This window comes from Kitasatospora sp. CB01950 (assembly GCF_001905465.1).
Lineage (GTDB): Bacteria > Actinomycetota > Actinomycetes > Streptomycetales > Streptomycetaceae > Kitasatospora.
The window spans coordinates 444,077-462,592 of record NZ_LISX01000005.1 but is presented as its reverse complement, the minus strand read 5'-3'; the positions used below and the strand labels follow the sequence as shown (position 1 = coordinate 462,592).

The window sequence follows — 18,516 nt, the reverse complement described above, 5'->3', positions numbered from 1 at the left end:
GAGTCCGCGCACGTGACGAACATTCCCGACACCGGCCGCACCCGACGGGTGACGATCCGACTGGTGGTGCTGCAGATCCTGGTGCTGTCGCTGCTGGCCACCCTCGGCGGCCGGCTGTGGTACCTGCAGATCCGCAACGGCAAGGAGTTCACCGCCAAGGCCCAGGGCAACCACATCCGCGAGGTGGTGGAGCCCGCCGTCCGCGGCGAGATCCTGGACGCCGCCGGGCGGATCCTGGCCGGCAACGAGACCAAGCTGGTGGTGTCGGTGTCCCGCACCGCGCTGATGCAGCAGAAGGACCACGGCAAGGCCGTGCTGGGCCGGCTCGCCGACGTCCTCGGCGTGCCCGCCGACGACGTCAGGAACAAGGTCCGGCTGTGCGACGCGAAGACCCCGCAGCCGTGCTGGAACGGCTCCCCGTACCAGCCGATCCCGGTCACCCAGCAGGCCACCACCCAGCAGGCGATGCAGATAATGGAGCGCCGCGAGGACTTCCCCGGCGTCACCGCCCAGCCCACCGCGCTGCGCCGCTACACCGGCGCCGAGGGCGCCAGCGCCGCCCAGATCCTCGGCTACCTGTCGCCCGTCACCGACGACGAGGTCACCAAGACCGCCGACAAGTCCGGTCGTGAACGCCGCCTGCCGTCCGACCAGATCGGCCGGGCCGGCCTGGAGTCGGTCTACGACGACGACCTGCGCGGCACCACCGGCGTCGACCGGCTGGAGGTCGACAACCTCGGCCGGGTGATCGGCAGCGCCGGCACCACCCCCGCCCAGTCCGGCAACAACCTGGTCACCTCGATCGACGCCCGGGTGCAGAAGGTCGTCGAGGACCAGCTCAACCAGGCGATGGTCGAGGCGCGCACCCAGTTCGACAAGGAGACCAACAAGAACTACGTCGCCGACTCCGGCGCGGCCGTCGTGATGGACGTCCACACCGGCCGGATCGTCGCGATGGCCAGCGCCCCCACCTACGACCCCAACCTGTGGGTCGGCGGCATCTCCGCCAAGGACTACGAGGCGCTGAACAGCAAGGACTCCAACTACCCGCTGATCAACCGGGCCATACAGGGTCAGTCCGCGCCCGGCTCGACGTTCAAGGTGATCTCCACCACCGCCGCCGTGCAGGCCGGATACGACCTCAACGGGCACTACCCGTGCCCGAAGTCGCTGACCATCGGCGGCCGCGAGTTCAAGAACTTCGAGTCCGAGCAGTTCGGCGACATCTCCCTGGAGAAGGCGCTCGAAGTCTCCTGCGACACCGTGTTCTACGGTCTCGCCTACGACCAGTGGATGAAGGACGGCGGCCTCAAGCCCAAGAAGGACGCCCCGGACTGGTTCTTCAAGACCGCCCACGAGTTCGGCCTCGGCGCCAAGACCGGCATCGACCTGCCGGGCGAGGTCGCCGGCCGGGTCCCCGACCGGCAGTGGAAGCAGTCGTACTACGACGCGATGAAGCAGTCCTGGTGCGACCAGGCGGCCAAGGGCGGCCACGAGTACGCCGACGAGATCGCCCGCGAGAACTGCGCCGACGGCAACCAGATGCGCGCCGGTGACATGGTCAACTTCGCCATCGGCCAGGGCGACACCCTGGTCACCCCGCTGCAGATGGCCCGGATCTACTCGGCGCTCGCCAACGGCGGCACCCTGTACCGGCCCAGCATCGGCAAGGCCGTCGTCAGCCCCGACGGCGCCCTGGTGCGGGACATCGCCCCGCACGAGGACGGCAAGATCCCCGCCCAGGGGCAGCTGCTCGAATACATCGACCAGGCCACCGCGGGCGTCGTCACCGGCGGCACCGCCGCCTGGAAGTTCACCGGCGCCGGCTGGCCGCAGGGCAAGATCGAACTGCACGCCAAGACCGGCACCGCCGAGGTCGCCGGCAAGCAGACCACCTCCTGGCTGACGACCTACAGCAAGGACTACGCGGTGGTCATGACGATCAGCCAGGGCGGCACCGGCTCCGGCGGCTCCGGCGACTCCGTGCGCCGGATCTACCAGGCGCTGTACGGCGTCGACGACAAGGGCGCCATCGACAACGGCAAGGCGCTGCTGCCGAAGCCGCAGGCCGAACTGCCCAAGTTCAACCCGGACGGCACCGCGATCATCCAGGCCGCGTACACCTACGAGGGCGACCGGACCTTCCTGGACCCGGCCCGCCCCGCCCAGGCCGACCCCGCCACCGCGGTGGCGTTGGCCGCGCTGGAACCCCAGCGGACCGGTGGCTACGGAAGGGGCAGGGCATGAGCTCCTACGGTTCGTACCGCACCGTCCGGCTCGCCCCGCGACGCTCCTCGCTGTCGCGGGCGCTGGCCAAGGACTCCCCGCTGCGCAGGCTCGACTGGATCATGATTCTGGCGGCGCTGGCGCTCTCCCTGATGGGCTCGCTGCTGGTCTGGTCCGCGACCCGCGGCCGCGACTCGCTGACCCACGGCGACCCGCAGTACTTCCTGTACCGGCATCTCACCAACCTGGTGATCGGCGTCGGCCTGTGCGTCGCGGTGATCGCGCTGGGCACCCGGCGGCTGCGCACCGCGGTGCCGTTCGTCTACGTGGCCGTGATCCTGATGCTGTTCGCGGTGCTCAGCCCGCTCGGCTCGACCATCAACGGCGCGCACTCCTGGATCCAGCTCGGCGGCGGATTCTCCGTCCAGCCCGCCGAGTTCGCCAAACTGGCGATCGTGCTGGGCATGGCCGTGGTGCTGTCCGCCCGGGTCGACGCCGGCGAGCGCGAGTTCCCGCCCACCCGCAGCGTGCTGCAGGGGCTGGCCGTCGCCGCCTTCCCGATGGCCGTGGTCATGCTGATGCCCGACCTCGGCTCGGTGATGGTGATGGCCGTCACCACCCTCGGCGTGCTGATGGCCTCCGGCGCCGCCAACCGCTGGACGTTCGGCCTGCTGGCCGGCGGCACCGCCGGTGCGCTCGCGGTGTGGAAGCTCGGCATCCTCGACCAGTACCAGATCGACCGCTTCGCGGCCTTCGCCAACCCGGCGCTCGACCCGTCCGGCGTCGGCTACAACACCGCCCAGGCCCGGATCGCGATCGGCTCCGGCGGCCTGACCGGCATGGGCCTGTTCCACGGTACCCAGACCACCGGCCAGTTCGTGCCCGAGCAGCAGACCGACTTCGTGTTCAGCGTGGCCGGCGAGGAACTCGGATTCGTCGGGGCCCTGGTGATGATCGGTCTGCTCGGCGTCATCCTGTGGCGGGCCTGCCGGATAGCGCGCCAGGCCACCGACCTGTTCGGCACGATCCTGGCGGCCGGCGCGGTCACCTGGTTCGCCTTCCAGGCCTTCGAGAACATCGGCATGAACCTCGGCATCATGCCGGTCGCGGGCATTCCGCTGCCGTTCGTCTCCTACGGCGGCTCCTCGATGTTCGCGGTGTGGATCGCGATCGGGCTGCTGCAGTCGGTCCGTTCGCAGCGGCCGATAGCGATCTGACCCGTCCGGCCCTTGCGGACGTGGAAACAGTGACCCTCGGGGCTCGGCTACCCTGAAGGGTCACTGCTTTTTCTGCCGTAAGGGTCCTTGCGCATGACTGTCGAATCGGTCTTCCCACGCCTGGAGGCCCTCCTCCCGCACGTCCAGAAGCCGATCCAGTACGTCGGTGGCGAGCTCAACTCGACCGTCAAGGACTGGGACGCCTGCGACGTCCGCTGGGCGCTGATGTACCCCGACGCCTACGAGGTCGGCCTGCCCAACCAGGGCACCATGATCCTCTACGAGGTGCTGAACGAGCGCGAGGGCGTCCTCGCCGAGCGCAGCTACAGCGTCTGGCCCGACCTCGAGGCCCTGATGCGCGAGCGCGGCGTCCCGCAGTTCACGGTCGACGCGCACCGCCCGATCAAGGCGTTCGACGTGTTCGGCCTGTCGTTCTCCACCGAGCTCGGCTACACGAACATGCTGACCGCGCTCGACCTGGCCGGCATCCCGCTGAACGCCGCCGACCGCACCATGGACGACCCGGTCGTACTGGCCGGCGGCCACGCCGCGTTCAACCCCGAGCCGATCGCCGACTTCATCGACGCCGCCGTCATCGGCGACGGCGAGCAGGCCGTCCTCGACATCACCGACATCGTCCGCGCCTGGAAGGCCGAGGGCCGCCCCGGCGGCCGCGACGAACTGCTGCTGCGCCTCGCCAAGACCGGCGGCGTGTACATCCCGCGGTTCTACGACGTCGAGTACCTGCCGGACGGCCGGATCGGCCGCGTCGTCCCCAACCGCCCCGGCGTGCCGTGGCGGGTCTCCAAGCACACCGTCATGGACCTCGACGAGTGGCCCTACCCCAAGCAGCCCCTCGTCCCGCTCGCCGAGACCGTGCACGAGCGGATGTCCGTGGAGATCTTCCGCGGCTGCACCCGCGGCTGCCGTTTCTGCCAGGCCGGCATGATCACGCGCCCCGTGCGGGAGCGAAGCATCACCGGCATCGGCGAGATGGTCGAGCGCGGCCTGAAGGCCACCGGCTTCGAAGAGGTCGGCCTGCTCTCGCTCTCCTCCGCCGACCACTCCGAGATCGCCGACGTCACCAAGGGCCTCGCCGACCGCTACGCCGAGGACAAGATCGGCCTCTCGCTGCCCTCCACCCGGGTCGACGCCTTCAACATCGACCTCGCCAACGAGCTCTCCCGCAACGGCCGCCGCTCCGGCCTCACCTTCGCCCCCGAAGGCGGCTCCGAGCGGATCCGCAAGGTCATCAACAAGATGGTGTCCGAGGAGGACCTCATCAACACGGTGGCCACCGCGTACGGCAACGGCTGGCGCCAGGTGAAGCTGTACTTCATGTGCGGCCTCCCGACGGAGACCGACGAGGACGTCCTGCAGATCGGCGAGATGGCGAAGAACGTCATCGCCAAGGGCCGCGAGGTCACCGGCACCAACGACATCCGCTGCACCGTCTCCATCGGCGGTTTCGTCCCCAAGCCGCACACCCCCTTCCAGTGGGCGCCGCAGCTGTCCGCCGAGGCCACCGACGAGCGGCTCACCAAGCTCCGCGACTCGATCCGCGGCGACCGCAAGTTCGGCAAGAACATCGGCTTCCGCTACCACGACGGCAAGCCCGGCATCGTCGAGGGCCTGCTCTCCCGCGGCGACCGGCGCCTCGGCGCCGTCATCCGCGCCGTCTACGAGGGCGGCGGCCGCTTCGACGGCTGGCGCGAGCACTTCTCGTACGACCGCTGGATGGCGGCCGCCGAGAAGGGCCTGACCGGCACCGGCGTCGACGTCGACTGGTACACCACCCGCGAGCGCACCTACGAGGAAGTCCTGCCCTGGGACCACCTGGACAGCGGCCTCGACAAGGACTGGCTCTGGGAGGACTGGCAGGACGCCCTCGAGGAGGTCGAGGTCGAGGACTGCCGCTGGACCCCGTGCTTCGACTGCGGCGTCTGCCCGCAGATGGACACCCACATCCAGGTCGGCCCCACCGGCAAGAAGCTCCTCCCCCTGACGGTCGTCAACAACTGACGTACCCACAGCGGTCATTGCCCCCGTCGCACGCGTTGCGGCGGGGGCTTTTCGCTGGGTCGGAAAAACGGCTCGGCCTACCATCGGTCGATCGGCGGACGGGGAGCGGCAGCGGTGGAACAGCAGCAACAGCAGGGCGGCGGCGGGTGTTTGGTGGCCGTGGTGCGGCCGGTGGTGGTGGCGGTGGTGGTGCCGTTGCGGCTGCTGTGGGAGTTGCTGGTGCTGGTCGCCCGGGGGATCGGGTGGGTGTGCGACAAGGTGCTGCTGTGGCCGTTACGGCTGCTGTGGCGGTACGTGCTGAGGCCGCTGTTGAGGTGGCTGGTCGTCATTCCGCTGTGCGGGCTGTGGCGTTGGGTGGTGCGGCCGATGCTGGAGTGGCTGTGGCGCTACGTGCTGGCGCCGATCGGCCGCGGCGTGCGCGCGGTCGCGGCGGGGCTCGGCAAGGTGGTGGCCTGGCTGGCCCGGTACCTGGTCGCGGTGCCGGCCCGGACGGTGTGGCGGTGGGTGCTGGTGCCGCTCGGCAAGGCCTTCCACCACGGGCTGTGGCGGCCGGTGCTGTTCCCGGTGCTGCGCGCGCTGTGGGTGGCGTTCGTGTGGGCCTGGCGACTGGGCGGCCGGATCTGGCGGTTCACGGTGATGCGTCCGTGCCGCTGGGTGCGCCGTGAGGTGTGGTGGCCGGTCAAGGCGGAGATCCGGCGGGTCGCCCGGGAGGTACGTCGGACACTGCTGGGCTGAGGCACCGCGTACCCTTGGAGCGACAGAGTTCGGCCGGAGCCGCAAGCGGTGTGAGGCCGGACGGGGACACACTGACGAAGGACTGAGCTCCCTGGCACGCCGCACGCCCGACGGTCCGCCGCCCGCGCCGACGGTGCAGCGCATCCGTCTGCGCTACACCAAGCGCGGCCGTCTGCGCTTCACCAGCCACCGGGACTTCCAGCGGGCGTTCGAGCGCGCGCTCCGCCGCTCGGCCGTCCCGATGGCCTACTCCGCGGGCTTCACCCCGCACCCGAAGGTCTCCTACGCGAACGCCGCCCCCACCGGTACCGCCAGCGAGGCCGAGTATCTGGAGATCGGCCTCGCGGTCACCCGCGACCCGGAGGCGCTGCGCCGCCAACTCGACGAGTCGCTGCCGCCCGGCCTGGACATCACCGACGCCGTCGAGGCCCGCACCAGCAACTTCGTGGAGCGACTGGAGGCCTCCGAGTGGCTGCTGCGGCTGCCCGGTGTGGAGCCGGAGCAAGCCGAGCGGGCCGCCGCCGTGTTCCTGGCCGCCGAGGCCGTCGAGGTGCAGCGGATGACCAAGAACGGCCTGCGCACGTTCGACGCGCGCGGCGCCGTCGCGGCCCTTGAGCTGCTTCCGGAGGGCACCGCGCAGGTCGGGATCGGTGACGACACACTCACCGACGGTGCGGGCGATGTTCGGACGGGCGCTCCCTGTGCGATACTGCGCCTGGTAGTACGACACGCCACACCCGCCGTACGACCCGACGACGTATTGTCCGGCCTCCGTTCGACGGCCGACCTCGCGCCGCCGGTCCCCGCAGAGGTGACCAGGCTGGCGCAGGGGCCGCTCGACGAGCAGACCGGCACGGTGACCGACCCGCTGGCGCTCGACCGCGCCGCGGCCGAGGTCGGCCGGTAGGCCGCCCCGCCGCGCGCATCCGCCGTCCGCCGAGTGGGCGGGAGCGCAGGCACGGAGCACATCTCCGGACCTGTGGCTCCCCGGCCTCCGCGGCTCCCCAGGGGAGCGAGCGTCGTCGCGCGCAGGCCGGGCCACTCTCGGCCCGACCGCTTGAAAACTGAGAAGACTGGTCAGACCAGAAGACTTTTCGACTTCCCGCGCCGTGCGGGGGTCGAGCGAGACTACGAGCCCCTGTGCGGCCTCGCGTCCGAACGACGGCACCGTTGGAGCCGGAACCGCCCGAATAGCGCGGCCGGCTGGTGAATGCGGTGGCACGTCGTGCCCGGATGCGGAGCCCGGGGGCCTGACGGGAGATACACCCGCATGCTCGAAAACACCGATCCGCAGTCCGCTGCGGCCGACAACACCGACGACGGCTCCTCCGCCGCCCCGCCGCGCCGCCGTCGCCGGGCGGTCTCCCGCCCGGCCGGCTCCCCGCAGGGCGCCGCGAGCGAGAGCGCCGAGACCGTCGTCGCCGCCCCGGCGAGCGCCGAGGAGCCGCCGGCCGCCGAGAAGCCCGCCCGGGCCCGGCGCGCCCGCAAGCGTGTCGAGTCCCCGGCCGGTGCGCCGGAGGCCACCCCCGCCGCCGAGCCGGTCGCCGAGGCCCCCGCCGAGCCCGCTGCCGAGCCGGTGGCGGAGGAGAAGCCCTCCCGTGCCCGTCGGGCGCGCAAGCGTGTCTCCGCGCCGGCCCAGAGCCCCGTTGCGACCGAGGAGCCCGTCGAGGAGCCCGCGGCCGTCGAAGAGCCGGCCGAGCCCGTCGCCGAGCCGGTGGCGGAGGAGAAGCCCGCCCGTGCCCGTCGGGCGCGCAAGCGTGTCTCCGCGCCGGCCCAGAGCCCCGTGGTGGCCGAGGAGCCCGTCGAGGAGCCCGCGGCCGTCGAAGAGCCGGCCGCCGAGGAGCCCGTGGTCGAGGAGCCGCCGGCCGCCGAGCCGCCGCGCGCCCGCCGTCGGGCCGTCCGTCCCTCCACCGCGATCTTCCAGGCGCCGGTGTTCCAGGAGCCCGCGTCCCACACAGCCCCCGCCGCGAAGGCCGCCCCTGCTGCGAAGGCCGCCCCTGCCGCGAAGGCCGAGCCCGCCGCCAAGGCCGAGCCGGTTCAGGCGCAGGCCGCCGCGCAGCAGGACGAGGGCGGGCGCGACGAAGAGTTCGAGTACAGCGGCGTCGGCCGCCGCCGCCGGGTGCGTACCCAGGTGCGCGTCCAGCAGCCCGCGAGGGGTGCCAAGGCCGCGAAGGCTGCCCAGGCCGCGAAGGCCGCCGAGCAGCCCGTGAAGGCCGCGAAGGCCGTCGAGCAGCCCGTGAAGACCGCCCCGGAGCCGGTGAAGGTCGAGGCCCCGGCCGAGGTCGAGGCGCCCGCCGCCGGTCCCGAGCAGGAGTCGGAGTGGGAGGAGGACGGCCGTCCGTCCCGCCGCCGCCGTCGGGGCGGCCGTCGTCGCCGCCGCGGTGACGCCGAGGACGGCAACGAGCCGGCCGAGACCGCCGAGACCGAGGCCGAGGACACCCACGAGGAGCCCGAGGCCCAGGACGACGAGGACGAGGACGACGACCTGGCCGCCGGCCTGTCCTCCTCGCGCCGCCGCCGTCGCCGTCGCCGCCGCAGCGGTGAGGGCGGTGCCGACACGGGTGAGACGACCGAGGACGGCGTCCGCACCGTGGTGAAGGTCCGCGAGCCGCGCCGCCGTTCCACCGAGCCGGCGTTCGACCCGGACGAGGTGCAGTCCATCAAGGGCTCCACCCGCCTGGAGGCCAAGAAGCAGCGCCGCCGCGAGGGCCGCGAGCTGGGCCGCCGCCGCGTGCCGATCATCACCGAGGCCGAGTTTCTGGCCCGCCGCGAGTCCGTCGAGCGCGTCATGGTGGTGCGCCAGACCGGCGCCCGCACCCAGATCGGCGTGCTCGAGGACGGCGTGCTGGTCGAGCACTACGTCAACAAGGAGCAGGCCACCAGCTACGTCGGCAACGTGTACCTGGGCAAGGTGCAGAACGTGCTGCCGTCGATGGAGGCCGCGTTCGTCGACATCGGCAAGGGCCGCAACGCCGTGCTGTACGCCGGCGAGGTCAACTTCGGCGCGCTCGGCGGCCACGGCGGCCCGCGCCGGATCGAGTCGGTGCTGAAGTCCGGCCAGTCCGTGCTGGTGCAGGTCTCCAAGGACCCGATCGGCCACAAGGGCGCCCGCCTGACCAGCCAGATCTCGCTGCCCGGCCGCTACCTGGTGTACGTGCCCGAGGGTTCGATGACCGGCATCTCCCGCAAGCTGCCGGAGAACGAGCGGGCCCGCCTCAAGCAGATCCTCAAGAAGATCGTCCCGGACGACGCGGGCGTGATCGTCCGCACCGCCGCCGAGGGCGCCTCCGAGGAGGAGCTGACCCGCGACGTCCAGCGCCTCCAGCAGCAGTGGGAGGAGATCCAGAAGAAGGCCGCCACCGGCAACGCCCCGGCGCTGCTCTACGGCGAGCCCGACATGACGGTGCGCGTGGTCCGCGACATCTTCAACGAGGACTTCACCAAGGTCATCGTCAGCGGCGCGGACGCCTGGAGCACCATCCACGACTACGTCTCCAACGTCGCCCCCGACCTCACCGAGCGCCTGCAGAAGTGGACCTCGGACGTCGACGTGTTCGCCACGTACCGGATCGACGAGCAGCTGATGAAGGCGCTGGACCGCAAGGTCTGGCTGCCCTCCGGCGGCTCGCTGGTGATCGACCGGACCGAGGCGATGGTCGTCGTCGACGTCAACACCGGCAAGTTCGTCGGCCAGGGCGGCAACCTCGAAGAGACCGTCACCCGCAACAACATCGAGGCGGCCGAGGAGATCGTCCGCCAGCTGCGGCTGCGCGACCTCGGCGGCATCATCGTGATCGACTTCATCGACATGGTGCTGGAGTCCAACCGGGACCTCGTGCTGCGCCGCCTGCTGGAGTGCCTGGGCCGTGACCGGACCAAGCACCAGGTGGCCGAGGTCACCTCGCTGGGCCTGGTCCAGATGACCCGCAAGCGGGTCGGCCAAGGCCTGCTGGAGTCCTTCTCCGAGCCCTGCGTGCACTGCAACGGCCGTGGCGTGATCGTCCACATGGACCAGCCGCACAGCCACGGCGGCGGCGCCGCCGCGAGCACCCCCGCGGCCGGCGAGGGCGGCGGCAAGCGCCGTCGTCGGGGCCGCGGCGGGGTCGGGCAGGCCGAGGCGGAGTCCGTCGAGACGATCGAGATCGTCGAGCCGGTGGAGGCCGTCGAGGAGCTGGAGCCGGTCGTCGAGGCGCCGGACGAGGCCGAGGTCGAGGAGATCGTCGAGCCGGTCGCGGTCGAGCAGGCCCCGGTGGCAGAGCCGGCCGTCGAGGCCGTGGTCGAGGAGAAGCCGAGCCTGGTGGAGATCCCGCCGGCCGCGTCGGCCGCCCCGGCCCGTACCCGGCGTCGTGCGGTGCGCAAGGCCACCGCTCCGGCCGGGGCGTCCGGCGAGGCCGAGATCGTGGTGCTGCAGGCCCGTGCCGAGGCCGCGATGGAGGCCGCGCTGAGCGCCGCGGAGCAGTCCGCCGATCAGCCGGTCGCCGAGACCGCCGCCGAGGTGACGGCCGAGGCCGTGGCCGCGGTGGAGCCCGAGGCCGAGGTCGCCGTGGCGGTCGAGACCGAGGAGCCCGCGCCGAAGAAGCGTGCCGCCCGCAAGACGGCCGCCAAGACGACCGCGGCGAAGAAGACCACCACCGCCAAGAAGGCCGCGGCGAAGAAGACCACCACCGCCACGGCCGCCAAGAAGACCACCGCCCGCAAGACCGCCACCAAGCGGACGAGCGCGGCGGCCAAGAAGGCCGCGGCCGCCGAAGGTGACGGCGCCGCAGAGTGAGCCACGGAGGGCCGGGACCTCGGTCCCGGCCCTCCGTACGGCCCGGTTTGTCTTCGGATGGACAGGTCCGTATTCTTGACCATCGGCGTGTTGACGCCATGCTCCTGAGCATCTCACCTCCCGGGTGGGAGCCGTTTTCGGCTCTTTTTCGGGGGAGGCAGCCTGTGTCCATACCCAGGCCGCTGGCATCCGGAGTTCCGACCGAGTTAGGAAAGTAGGTACCGCATGTACGCGATCGTTCGCGCCGGCGGCCGCCAGCACAAGGTCGCCGTGGGCGACGTGCTGGAGATCGACCGTATCGAAGCCAAGCCGGGTGACTCGGTCGAGTTCTCGACCATCCTCGTCGTCGACGGTGAGTCCGTCACCTCCGACCCGTGGGTGCTCGGTGGAGTGAAGGCTCACGCCGAGGTCGTCGACCAGACCAAGGGCGACAAGATCGTCATCCTGCGCTACAAGAACAAGACCGGCTACCGCCGTCGTCAGGGCCACCGCCAGAAGCACACCGCGGTGCGCATCACCAGCATCGACTCGGTCAGCAAGTAATCACACTTACTGCGGTCTTCCTAGAAAGGGGCTAGCCAGATGGCACACAAGAAGGGTGCGAGTTCCACTCGCAACGGTCGTGACTCGAACGCCCAGCGCCTCGGCGTGAAGCGCTTCGGCGGTCAGGTCGTCTCCGCCGGCGAGATCATCGTCCGCCAGCGCGGCACCCACTTCCACCCGGGTGCGAACGTCGGCCGTGGCGGCGACGACACCCTGTTCGCGCTGACCGCCGGTGCCGTTCAGTTCGGCAACCGTCGCGGCCGCAAGGTCGTCAACATCGTGGCCGTCGAGGCCTGAGTCTGTACTGACTCGCAGTGAAGGGTGGGCCGGGACTATCCGGGCCCACCCTTTGCGCTTTACCAGCAGGACCACCTTTTCCTTGTTGCACTGGAGGCACACATGACCACCTTCGTGGACCGCGTCGAACTGCACGTCGCCGCGGGTAACGGAGGCCACGGCTGCGCCTCCGTGCACCGCGAGAAGTTCAAGCCGCTAGGCGGCCCCGACGGGGGCAACGGCGGCGAGGGCGGCTCGGTGACGCTGGTGGTGGACTCGCAGGTCACCACCCTGCTCGAGTACCACCACTCGCCCAAGCGCAAGGCCACCAACGGCAAGCCCGGCGCGGGCGGCCACCGCACCGGCGCCGAGGGCCAGGGCCTGGTCCTGACCGTTCCGGACGGCACCGTCGTCATGGACCGCAAGGGCAACGTGCTGGCCGACCTGGTCGGCCACGGCACCACCTTCGTCGCCGCCCAGGGCGGCCGCGGCGGCCTCGGCAACTCCGCGCTCGCCTCCGCCCGCCGCAAGGCCCCCGGCTTCGCCCTGCTCGGCGAGCCCGGCGAGGCCCGCGATATCGTGATGGAGCTCAAGTCCGTCGCCGACGTCGCGCTGGTCGGCTACCCGAGCGCCGGCAAGTCCTCGCTGATCTCGGTGCTCTCCGCCGCCAAGCCGAAGATCGCCGACTACCCGTTCACCACCCTCGTCCCCAACCTCGGCGTGGTGACCGCCGGTTCGACCGTCTACACGATCGCCGACGTGCCCGGCCTGATCCCCGGCGCCAGCCAGGGCAAGGGCCTCGGCCTGGAGTTCCTGCGGCACGTCGAGCGCTGCGAGGTGCTCGTCCACGTCCTCGACTGCGCCACCCTCGAACCCGGCCGCGACCCGCTCACCGACCTCGAAACCATCGAGGCCGAGCTCGCCCAGTACGGCGGTCTGGAGGACCGGCCGCGACTGGTCGCCCTCAACAAGATCGACGTCCCGGACGGCCAGGACATCGCCGACCTCACCCGCGCCTCGCTCGAGGAGCGCGGCTACCGGGTCTTCGAGGTCTCCGCGATCGCCCACAAGGGCCTGCGCGAACTCTCCTTCGCCCTCGCCGAGATCGTCTCCGAGGCCCGCGCCGCCAAGCCGGTCCAGGAGAACACCCGCATCGTCATCCGGCCGACCGCGGTGGACGACGCCGGCTTCACCATCGAGGAAGTGGACGGCGCGTACCACATCCGCGGCATCAAGCCCGAACGCTGGGTCCGCCAGACCGACTTCGCCAACGACGAGGCCGTCGGCTACCTCGCCGACCGGCTCGCCCGCCTCGGCATCGAGCAGGAGCTCTGGAAGGTCGGCGCGAAGGAGGGCGACACCGTCGTCATCGGGCCCGAGGAGAACGCGGTCGTCTTCGACTGGGAGCCGACCATGGCCTCCGGCGCGGAGATGCTCGGCCGCCGCGGCGAGGACCACCGCTTCGAGACCCAGCGGCCGGCGGTCGACCGCCGTCGCGAGAAGCAGCGCGGGCGGGACTCGGCGGAGCAGGAGTACCTGGACTTCGAGGCGCTCAGCTCCGACCGGGAGCAGCTGGAGCAGTAAGGAGCGCACCACCGCGGAGCGCACCACCAGGGGCGCGGGAGACTGCGCGAGCAACCGGCATCCATCAGCCAGGTCGCGATCAACGGCAAGCCGTTGCCCGCGTCGCGACCTTGCCGGTGGGTGCCTTCCGCCTCGCGCAGTTCTCCGCGTCCCCGGTTTCGCGCCCGCCTGCCCCGGACCGGATTTCGTACCCCGCCTGCCGAATGGCTACATTGCGGGCGTACAGGCGTCGTGTCGGAAAGGTCGGACTGATGGTGGATCAGTTGCTCCGTGAGGAGGTCGTTTCGGCGCGGCGGATCGTGGTGAAGGTCGGTTCGTCGTCGTTGACGACCGCCGCCGGCGGGCTGGACGCGGACCGGGTGGACGCGCTGGTGGATGCGCTGGCGAAGGTGCGGACGGGGAAGGACGCGCCGGAGATCGTGCTGGTCTCGTCCGGTGCCATCGCCGCCGGTCTCGCGCCGCTCGGGCTGGAGAAGCGGCCCAAGGACCTGGCCCGGCAGCAGGCGGCGGCGAGTGTCGGGCAGGGCCTGCTGGTGGCCCGTTACACGGCGTCGTTCGCGCGGTACGGGGTGCGGGTCGGGCAGGTGCTGCTGACCGCCGAGGACGCCAGCCGGCGGGCGCACTACCGCAATGCGTTCCGGACGCTGGAGCAGCTGCTGACGATGGGCGCGATGCCGATCGTCAACGAGAACGACACGGTGGCCACCGCCGAGATCCGGTTCGGCGACAACGACCGGTTGGCGGCGCTGGTGGCGCACCTGGTGCGGGCCGATCTGCTGGTGCTGCTGTCCGACGTGGACGGCCTGTACGACGGCGACCCGTCGAAGCCCGGCAGCAGCCGGCTGGACGTGGTGCGCGGCCCGGCGGACCTGGCCGGGGTGGAGGTCGGCAGCGCCGGCAAGGCGGGCGTCGGCACCGGCGGCATGGTGACCAAGGTGGAGGCGGCCCGGATCGCCACCGGCGCGGGAATCCCGGTGGTGCTGACGGCGGCCAGCCACGCGGCCGACGCGTTGGCGGGCCGGCCCACCGGCACGCTGTTCCTGCGAACCGGCACCCGCTCCGCGGACCGACTGCTCTGGCTGGAGCACGCGTCCTCGCCGCGCGGCGCGCTGACCCTGGACGACGGGGCGGTCACGGCGGTGGTGCACGGCGGAAAGTCGCTGCTCCCGGCCGGAGTGACCGGGGTGGAGGGGGAGTTCGTCGCGGGTGATCCGGTCGACCTTCTTGGCGAAAACGGTCACATCGTCGCCCGCGGACTGGTCAACTTTGATGCGAGGGAGTTGCCCCGTCTGCTCGGCCGGTCCACGCGCGATCTGGCCCAGGAGCTCGGTGCGGCGTACGAACGGGAGGTCGTCCACCGCGACGACCTGGTCGTGCTGCGCGGCTGAGCGCGGGCGGCGGGGCCGGTACGGGGGGTGGGAGCAGCGGGCCGGGGGGCCCGCGCGACACGCTGAATGGGAGGCCGCCGGTGGTTCGCAGGCGGGAGGAAGCGCTGCCGGGGCAGAGGCCCGAGCGGCGGCTCACCAGCATCGAGGGCGGCCGGGGCGTCGAGGAGCGGGAGGACGTGCGGGAGCCGGAGCAGGGCCGGCTGTGGCACGTGGTGCTGAGTGTGGCCGGGGCGGCGACGCCGCTGCCGGAGCTGCGGGCGTCGCTGGAGACGCTGGCGCACGACCATTCCTTCTTCCTCACGGCCCGTTACGCCGCCGACCACGCCGAGCTCCGGTACTGGGAGGAGGCGCGCGACCTGCACGACGCGGCGGCGATCGCGCTGCGGCTGTGGGGCGAGCACAAGGTCAGCGCGAAGCTCCCGGCGTGGGAGATCGTCGGGCTGGAAGTGGTCGACCGTCCGACGTACCACAAGCGGGTGGCGGAGGGTTTCGGCGGTCCGCCGCCGCAGTTGGGCGGGGTGTTCCCGTACTGACCGGGCCGGGGCGCGGCCTGGTAGGCCTCCGGGGCGTCTCAGCGGGCGAAATGTGCGCCGGGGCGGTGCCGCTGTCTCGCTAGGCTGGGGGCCATGAGCGACCTCACCGCCACCGTCGACAGCCCCGTCCTCGCCGCCGCGCGCCGTGCCCGGGAGGCGGCCGCCGCCCTGGCGCCAGTGCCGCGATCGGTGAAGGACGCCGCGCTGCTGGCGATCGCGGACGCGCTGGTCGCCCGGGCCGCGGAGATCACCGCCGCCAACGCCGAGGACGTCGCCCGGGCCCGCGAGGCCGGCACCGCGGAGTCGGTGATCGACCGGCTGACGCTGACCGAGGAGCGGATCGCCGCGATCGCCGCCGACGTGCGCAGCGTGGTCGGCCTGCCCGACCCGGTGGGCGAGGTGGTGCGCGGCTACACCCTGCCGAACGGGCTGGACGTCCGCCAGGTGCGGGTGCCGCTCGGCGTGGTCGGCATCATCTACGAGGCCCGGCCGAACGTCACGGTGGACGCCGCGGCGCTCTGCCTGAAGTCCGGCAACGCGGTGCTGCTGCGCGGCTCCGGCTCCGCGTACCGCTCCAACACGGCGCTGGTGGAGGTGCTGCGCACGGCGGTTGCCGGGGCGGGCCTGCCGGCCGACGTGATCCAGCTGGTGCCGGGGGAGAGCCGCGAGTCGGTGCAGCAGCTGATGCGCGCCCGCGGCCTGGTCGACGTGCTGATCCCGCGCGGCGGCGCCTCGCTGATCCGCACTGTGGTGGAGGGCTCCACCGTCCCCGTGATCGAGACCGGCACCGGCAACTGCCACGTGTACGTGGACGCGCAGACCGACCTGGCGATGGCCGTCGGCGTGCTGCTGAACTCCAAGGCACAGCGGGTCAGCGTCTGCAACGCCGCCGAGACCCTGCTGGTGCACCAGGACGTCGCGGACGCCTTCCTGCCGCTCGCGCTGGCCGCCCTGGCCGGGGCGGGCGTCACCGTGCACGGCGACGGCGCGGTGCTGAAGGCCGCCGAGGGCACCGGCGTGACGGCCGTCCCGGCGACCGAGGAGGACTGGGGCACCGAGTACCTGTCGCTGGACCTGGCGGCCGCCGTGGTGCCCTCGCTGGAGGCCGCCGTGGACCACATCCGCCGGTACTCCTCGGGCCACACCGAGGCGATCGTCACCACCTCGCAGGCCGCCGCCCGCCGCTTCACCCAGCTCGTCGACTCCACCACGGTGGCCGTCAACGCTTCGACGCGGTTCACCGACGGGGGCGAATTCGGCTTCGGCGCGGAGATCGGCATCTCCACCCAGAAGCTGCACGCCCGCGGCCCGATGGGTCTGCCGGAGCTGACCAGCACCAAGTACATCGTGACCGGCGACGGCCACGTGCGCGGCGAGGCCGAGCAGACCGTCGGCGGCGCCGACGGGCACGGCGGCCGGTAGCCGAAAGCGTCACAGACCCGATCGGCCCGACCCACAGACAAACGCCCCGGCCGGTAATACATTGAGTTCCATGGCTGAGGACGTGGGGGGCTCGCCGTACTCCGACGGCGCCGACCACGGTGGTGCGGACGACGAGTTCGCCACCGTGGTCTTCGACGAGAGCTTCGTCCGCTCCGCCGCCGTGCACGAGCCGAGCGCCCGGGAGCGGCAACTCGCCGCCGCCGAGACCAGGTTCGAGCCGGAACAGGCCGGTGCGGCTCGGAGCTACGAGTTCACCTCCGGGAGCGAGGTGCTGCCGTTGGAGCTGCGCCCGCCGCCCGGAGGACTGGACGAGGACCGCTTCTACCCCGACCCGTGGTCGGGCGGCGACCGGCAGCACCGGCGCACCCGCCGCTCGCGCCTGCGGCCCTTCGACCCGCTGCGCGGCGGCACCGTCGCCCAGCAGCGCTGGCACCGGCCGGTGGCCTGGGTGCTGGCCGTGGTGATGGGCATCGGCGTGGTCGCGCTGGCCGTCGCCGCCGTGTATCGGGGTGTCGGCAACGCCCCCGAGTCACCCGCCCGGCCGTCCAGCGGGACCAGCAGCCCCGGCGCGACGCCCTCCGTGCAGCCGCCCGTGACGGTGGCCGTCCCGGCGGGCTGACCGGGCCGGCCGTCGCTCGGCCGCCGTGGCGGTCTCGTTATTCGCGCGCGTCTCGTCGCGGGCGGTGCGCGAGCCTACCCTGGTGTCATGGGTGACCGGCGCGAGCCTCCCGAGGGCACGCCCGACGGTGGTTCCGACGATGACGAGTTCCGGTCCGTCGTCTTCGACGAATCGTTCGTAAAAGCTGCCCGGATCCAGGAGCTCTCCGCGCAGGAACGGCTGGCCGGCGCGTTCGGCCGGGCCACCCGGACACGCGGCTGGGGCTGGTTCGGGTCGCTGCCCCGGCAGGCCGTGATCCTGCTGCTCCTGGTGGTGATGGCATTCGCCGCGGCCGTCTACTTCGGGGTCAGCTCCCCGCACGGCCAGATCGTCCCGCCCAGCGGGACCCAGCTGACCGCCGCCGTCACCCCGCTCAGCCCGTCCGGCACGGTCGGGGCCGTTTCCGACCCCGCCCACCCGTTCGCCGCGCTGCCACCCGGCTACGCGGACGGCCGGGCGGGCCTCGGCATGCCCCCCGCCTCGTCCACCGCGCACTTCGCCGGGACGGACGTCCAGCGTGCCCTGAACGCCACCCAGCAGTACCTGGTGGTCTCCGAGCTGACCCCCGCCACCCTGACCGCCAACGAGACCGGCCAGGTTCGGGACCTGATCACTTCCGGCGAACTCGCCCAGTACGACGACAGCATCAACGCCCCGCGCGACGACCAGCACCACGCCGCCACCGGCTGGATGGTGCGCTTCGACCCCGGACAGGTCGCGCTGGCCAGCAACACCGTGATGGTCACCGGCAACGTCCAGGTCGGCGAACTCGACCCCGCCACGCTGGAGATCACTGCCGACCACACCCTGATCTACGCGCTGCGCCCGGCCGGCACCACCAGCGACACCTCCGTCACGCTGTACGCGGTGCGCCGCGAGGTGCGGATCGACGTCGACCGGGCCGACCTGGATGCCGGGCGGGTCCGGGTCGTCGACTCCACCGTCCAGGCCGGGCCCACCGGGTGCGGCACCGTGCAGAGCGACTACCTGCAGCCGATGTTGGCCACGGCGGCGGGCGTGCACCCGAGCACCCCGCCCGCCGTGAACCCGACCGACCACAGCCGGCCGGCCTGGCAGAGCTGCGGGGTGCTCGGGCCGATCACCGGCTGAGCGCCCCGCG

At 72.1% G+C, this 18,516-nt stretch carries 14 protein-coding genes; all 14 read left to right on the top strand.

Annotation, left to right across the window (positions count from 1 at the left end; translation table 11 throughout):
- The first annotated feature begins 12 nt into the window (after positions 1 to 12).
- The 14 genes from mrdA to AMK19_RS16515 all read left to right on the top strand — a co-directional run bounded on the left by mrdA (position 13) and on the right by AMK19_RS16515 (position 18,506).
- Entirely contained in the window at positions 13 to 2,247 is a 2,235-nt protein-coding gene (gene mrdA, locus AMK19_RS16580) for a penicillin-binding protein 2 (protein WP_073812349.1), read from the top strand.
- The gene (gene rodA, locus AMK19_RS16575; protein ID WP_073812347.1) at positions 2,244 to 3,443 is read left to right on the top strand and encodes a rod shape-determining protein RodA; all 1,200 of its coding nucleotides are present in this window, start codon (positions 2,244 to 2,246) and stop codon (positions 3,441 to 3,443) included. Before mrdA ends, rodA begins: the two co-directional genes overlap by 4 nt.
- A 93-nt stretch (positions 3,444 to 3,536) precedes the next feature.
- Entirely contained in the window at positions 3,537 to 5,465 is a 1,929-nt protein-coding gene (locus AMK19_RS16570; RefSeq protein ID WP_073812345.1) for a TIGR03960 family B12-binding radical SAM protein, read from the top strand.
- A 114-nt stretch (positions 5,466 to 5,579) separates the two neighbouring features.
- Positions 5,580 to 6,200 carry a hypothetical protein gene (locus AMK19_RS16565; RefSeq protein ID WP_143200233.1) on the top strand — a complete coding sequence of 207 codons (621 nt, stop codon included), beginning with the start codon at positions 5,580 to 5,582 and terminating at the stop codon, positions 6,198 to 6,200.
- Between the two features lie 133 nt (positions 6,201 to 6,333).
- Positions 6,334 to 7,107, top strand: coding sequence for a TIGR03936 family radical SAM-associated protein (locus tag AMK19_RS16560; RefSeq protein WP_073812341.1), 774 nt, complete (start codon positions 6,334 to 6,336; stop codon positions 7,105 to 7,107).
- A gap of 363 nt (positions 7,108 to 7,470) precedes the next feature.
- Positions 7,471 to 10,971, top strand: coding sequence for an Rne/Rng family ribonuclease (locus AMK19_RS16555; protein ID WP_073812339.1), 3,501 nt, complete (start codon positions 7,471 to 7,473; stop codon positions 10,969 to 10,971).
- Between the two features lie 225 nt (positions 10,972 to 11,196).
- Entirely contained in the window at positions 11,197 to 11,514 is a 318-nt protein-coding gene (rplU, locus tag AMK19_RS16550; RefSeq protein WP_073812337.1) for a 50S ribosomal protein L21, read from the top strand.
- Between the two features lie 39 nt (positions 11,515 to 11,553).
- Positions 11,554 to 11,811 (top strand): 50S ribosomal protein L27, encoded by a 258-nt coding sequence (gene rpmA, locus AMK19_RS16545; protein WP_014135732.1) that lies wholly within the window; start codon positions 11,554 to 11,556, stop codon positions 11,809 to 11,811.
- Between the two features lie 102 nt (positions 11,812 to 11,913).
- Positions 11,914 to 13,374, top strand: coding sequence for a GTPase ObgE (obgE, locus tag AMK19_RS16540; RefSeq protein WP_073812334.1), 1,461 nt, complete (start codon positions 11,914 to 11,916; stop codon positions 13,372 to 13,374).
- A gap of 251 nt (positions 13,375 to 13,625) precedes the next feature.
- Positions 13,626 to 14,762 carry a glutamate 5-kinase gene (gene proB / locus AMK19_RS16535; RefSeq protein WP_073812332.1) on the top strand — a complete coding sequence of 379 codons (1,137 nt, stop codon included), beginning with the start codon at positions 13,626 to 13,628 and terminating at the stop codon, positions 14,760 to 14,762.
- Between the two features lie 80 nt (positions 14,763 to 14,842).
- Complete coding sequence (locus tag AMK19_RS16530) at positions 14,843 to 15,295, top strand: hypothetical protein (RefSeq protein ID WP_083646897.1); 453 nt, start codon at positions 14,843 to 14,845, stop codon at positions 15,293 to 15,295.
- 93 nt (positions 15,296 to 15,388) lie between these two features.
- Positions 15,389 to 16,717, top strand: a complete 1,329-nt coding sequence (locus AMK19_RS16525; RefSeq protein ID WP_073812330.1) for a glutamate-5-semialdehyde dehydrogenase — start codon at positions 15,389 to 15,391, stop codon at positions 16,715 to 16,717.
- Positions 16,718 to 16,787: 70 nt separating this feature from the next.
- Entirely contained in the window at positions 16,788 to 17,357 is a 570-nt protein-coding gene (locus AMK19_RS16520) for an SCO2584 family spore wall biosynthesis protein (RefSeq protein ID WP_073812328.1), read from the top strand.
- A gap of 87 nt (positions 17,358 to 17,444) precedes the next feature.
- Complete coding sequence (locus AMK19_RS16515) at positions 17,445 to 18,506, top strand: SCO2583 family membrane protein (RefSeq protein ID WP_073812326.1); 1,062 nt, start codon at positions 17,445 to 17,447, stop codon at positions 18,504 to 18,506.
- Positions 18,507 to 18,516: the final 10 nt, after the last annotated feature.

What these genes read in the sequence shown, in the direction of transcription:
- rodA (WP_073812347.1), top strand. Translation starts at nt 2,244, where the DNA reads ATGAGCTCCTACGGTTCGTACCGCACCGTCCGGCTCGCCCCGCGACGC.
- AMK19_RS16570 (WP_073812345.1), top strand. Translation starts at nt 3,537, where the DNA reads ATGACTGTCGAATCGGTCTTCCCACGCCTGGAGGCCCTCCTCCCGCAC.
- AMK19_RS16555 (WP_073812339.1), top strand. Translation starts at nt 7,471, where the DNA reads ATGCTCGAAAACACCGATCCGCAGTCCGCTGCGGCCGACAACACCGAC.
- rplU (WP_073812337.1), top strand. Translation starts at nt 11,197, where the DNA reads ATGTACGCGATCGTTCGCGCCGGCGGCCGCCAGCACAAGGTCGCCGTG.
- rpmA (WP_014135732.1), top strand. Translation starts at nt 11,554, where the DNA reads ATGGCACACAAGAAGGGTGCGAGTTCCACTCGCAACGGTCGTGACTCG.
- obgE (WP_073812334.1), top strand. Translation starts at nt 11,914, where the DNA reads ATGACCACCTTCGTGGACCGCGTCGAACTGCACGTCGCCGCGGGTAAC.
- proB (WP_073812332.1), top strand. Translation starts at nt 13,626, where the DNA reads ATGGTGGATCAGTTGCTCCGTGAGGAGGTCGTTTCGGCGCGGCGGATC.
- AMK19_RS16525 (WP_073812330.1), top strand. Translation starts at nt 15,389, where the DNA reads ATGAGCGACCTCACCGCCACCGTCGACAGCCCCGTCCTCGCCGCCGCG.
- AMK19_RS16520 (WP_073812328.1), top strand. Translation starts at nt 16,788, where the DNA reads ATGGCTGAGGACGTGGGGGGCTCGCCGTACTCCGACGGCGCCGACCAC.
- AMK19_RS16515 (WP_073812326.1), top strand. Translation starts at nt 17,445, where the DNA reads ATGGGTGACCGGCGCGAGCCTCCCGAGGGCACGCCCGACGGTGGTTCC.